Annotated in this window: 3 protein-coding genes; 2 read left to right on the top strand and 1 reads right to left on the bottom strand. The window is 55.1% G+C overall.

The features are described 5' to 3' along the window. Positions 1 to 91: 91 nt before the first annotated feature. Positions 92 to 331, bottom strand: a complete 240-nt coding sequence (locus SV253_10200; GenBank protein ID MDY6776420.1) for a transcriptional regulator — start codon at positions 329 to 331, stop codon at positions 92 to 94. 275 nt (positions 332 to 606) lie between these two features. Between SV253_10200 and SV253_10195 the strand changes: the two genes are divergently transcribed. Together SV253_10195 and SV253_10190 are read left to right on the top strand one after the other, a co-directional pair. Beyond that, positions 607 to 873 carry a hypothetical protein gene (locus SV253_10195; GenBank protein ID MDY6776419.1) on the top strand — a complete coding sequence of 89 codons (267 nt, stop codon included), beginning with the start codon at positions 607 to 609 and terminating at the stop codon, positions 871 to 873. A gap of 169 nt (positions 874 to 1,042) precedes the next feature. Continuing rightward, positions 1,043 to 1,391 (top strand): site-specific integrase (locus SV253_10190; GenBank protein MDY6776418.1); only part of this gene is annotated, 349 nt, incomplete at its 3' end.

Here is a 1,391-nt window from a genome sequence, read left to right as displayed (position 1 = left end):
CGCGCCGATCCACGTCTCTGCGCGTCTCACCTCGGGGGGTAGAGCCGTCGCGTCGATCTCCTCGTCGTCCTGGTCGTCGTCGGTCATGGGGTCACTCGACGGTCCAAAAGAGGCTATTACCGACCTCCCGCGACGCGACGCGCTCTTCGTCTCGTAAATCGGTGAGGCGTGCGTACGCAGTCCTATACTTACAGCCGACTTTTTCGGCTACGTCGGAGGTCGAAGCACCGTCTTCTCCGACGGCGTCGAGAAAGTCCTCGTCGGTAAACTGGGGCGTGAACTGTCCACTTTCTTCGTCGCGTTCGTCGTAGGGCATGGTCTCGGTTTTCATGTCTCTACCCATACAGATATGCGCACCGGAGTTTCTTAAATCCCATACATACAGATGTACCCGTAACACTTATTACCCATACAGCCATGTGTATGGGTAAGGAGACACGGAGGACACCCCTCGCCGGTTTTCGTTCGGTGAGAAGTGTCCCGGGCGCACCAACCCCCCGCGACGTGTCTCGAAGGTGAGACTATGACAACGGAAACACCCGAGATAAAGAAAGCAGAGTTTCGAGACGTCGAGGACGCGGACACGGACGCCGAAGGTGGTTCGGCATGACGGACGAACTCACCGACGAAGAGTTCCGGGATTGGATTTTTCGGAGATTGATGCGTGCCGCGTTCGGTAGGAACTGGAAACAAAAATCCGGATACGAAGATAAGAACATGGCGGGGCGGTTAGCCGACCGACTGACTGATGGGGAAGACCCATATCAGCTCAAACGCGAAACGTCGTATCCCGAATATCTACCCGAAGATGCCTGCAAAGAGATAAAAGCAAGACAAGTGAAACGGAGTTCTGACGGTGGTGGTTCGGCATGAGTCCGAAGGTCGTCGTCGAGGAGGACGAAAACCGGGTGTACGCGGGGTTACACGCATTGTATAACTAACCGTGTACGAACACCCGAGGTCAACCCATATATACCCTATCTCACCTCGGGGTACACCCCTCTCCAACAGTCTTTTTACACGCTAAGTTAAACATCCGTGCATGGTGCGTATAGACGACTCAGGCGACGAGGTGAAATGCTGGTTATCCTATCCCGACGAGGTCGACCTCCTATCTCGACAGGCACGCGAAGAAGACTGGAAGCGTAGGATAGCCGTGCTCTTGATGGGTAAGGTCGGGCTTCGAGCCAGCGGTGTACCTACGGCTCGACCTCGGGGTCTACAGTACAACGACGACGGAGAGTACTGGGAACTCGAAGTACGAGGTAAGAACACTAAGGGCGGCGAGAAAGCCACAAGAGACGCCTACGTTCCCGACGGTGTGAAACGTGAGTTGGAGAACTACGCTAAAGAGAGAGACATAGCACCGTCTGAACCATACGTCGACGTCT

It is taken from the genome of Candidatus Afararchaeum irisae (assembly GCA_034190545.1).
Taxonomy (GTDB): Archaea; Halobacteriota; Halobacteria; order Halobacteriales; family Afararchaeaceae; genus Afararchaeum; species Afararchaeum irisae.
The sequence above is the reverse complement of the archived record's forward strand: the minus strand, read 5'-3'. Positions and strand labels throughout refer to the sequence as shown.